We start from the raw sequence: 1043 nt of genomic DNA, 5'->3' as shown, positions 1-1043 counted from the left end.
CAGAAAGTACCCGGATATGAAGGCTGGTGGGATGTGCCGGTGGCCGAAGTGGCGGAAACCGAATCTGCACAAAAAGCCCGAAAGCAGTACGAAGAGGCCCGAAAACGACAACGGGATTACTTTAAACAATCGAAATAGTTAAATATCGATGAAAAGAAGAGATTTTTTAAAGCAAATAACTGTAGGCGGTTTTCTCGTTGCAAAGGGAAAACTTTTTTCTGAGCTATTTAATCCGTCGGATGAAGATGTAATTTTTCGATTTACGGTAGCATCCGATGGACATTATGGGCAACCGGATACTCCATTTGAGGACTACTTTTCAAAGATAGTAGAGAAAGTGAACCGATATCATTCGATGTTTCCATCAGAATTTGTGGTGTACAACGGAGATATTATTCACGATGATCCTCAATTTATCCAACCAGCCTACCGGGCATTATCAAAATCGGAGTTGCCCTTTTATGTAACGAAAGGAAATCACGATATGGTAACTCCAAATCTCTGGGAAGAGACGTGGGGATACCCGCAGAACCATTCGGTTGTGTTTGGAGATCGGGTGGTGCTCTTGGGAACTACTTCGAATGTAAATGGTGATTATTTGTGTCCTAATAATCAATGGTTTGAAAAACAGTTGGATCAATATAAGGATGCTTCTGAGATCTATATTTTTCTTCATATCACGCCCAATAGTTGGACAGATCACGGGATTGACTGTCCTGATTTTCATGAATTACTGACCGAGTATGATAATATTACAGCGGTTTTTAACGGTCATGATCATCAAGAGGATGAGATAAAGGTAGATGGGGATATACCCTTTATGTTTGATGGGCATTTCGGCGGAAGTTGGGGGACTGACTATAGGGGATTTCGAGTCGTTGAGAAACTAAGCGATGGAACTCTCCGAACCTATTTAATGGATCCTGATGAGAAGATTAAGCAGATTGAAATGTAGATGACATAGAAGGGATGCGGAGATTTTTGGATGAGAATTATGCTGAGTGATGAGGATGATCCCGGAAAGGGAGGTATGATGATCTATT

Annotated in this window: 1 protein-coding gene; it reads left to right on the top strand. The window is 41.3% G+C overall.

Translation table 11 applies throughout. The features are described from left to right. Nucleotides 1-148: 148 nt before the first annotated feature. Nucleotides 149-955 (top strand): metallophosphoesterase family protein, encoded by an 807-nt coding sequence (locus tag L6773_RS21230; RefSeq protein WP_237856680.1) that lies wholly within the window; start codon nucleotides 149-151, stop codon nucleotides 953-955. The last annotated feature ends 88 nt before the right edge of the window (nucleotides 956-1043 follow it).

It is taken from the genome of Rhodohalobacter sulfatireducens, from assembly GCF_022012475.1.
GTDB lineage: Bacteria > Bacteroidota > Rhodothermia > Balneolales > Balneolaceae > Rhodohalobacter > Rhodohalobacter sulfatireducens.
This window is presented reverse-complemented; position numbering and strand designations above follow the sequence as displayed.

Coding starts and splice junctions, on each gene's coding strand:
- L6773_RS21230 (WP_237856680.1), top strand. CDS start 149: ATGAAAAGAAGAGATTTTTTAAAGCAAATAACTGTAGGCGGTTTTCTC.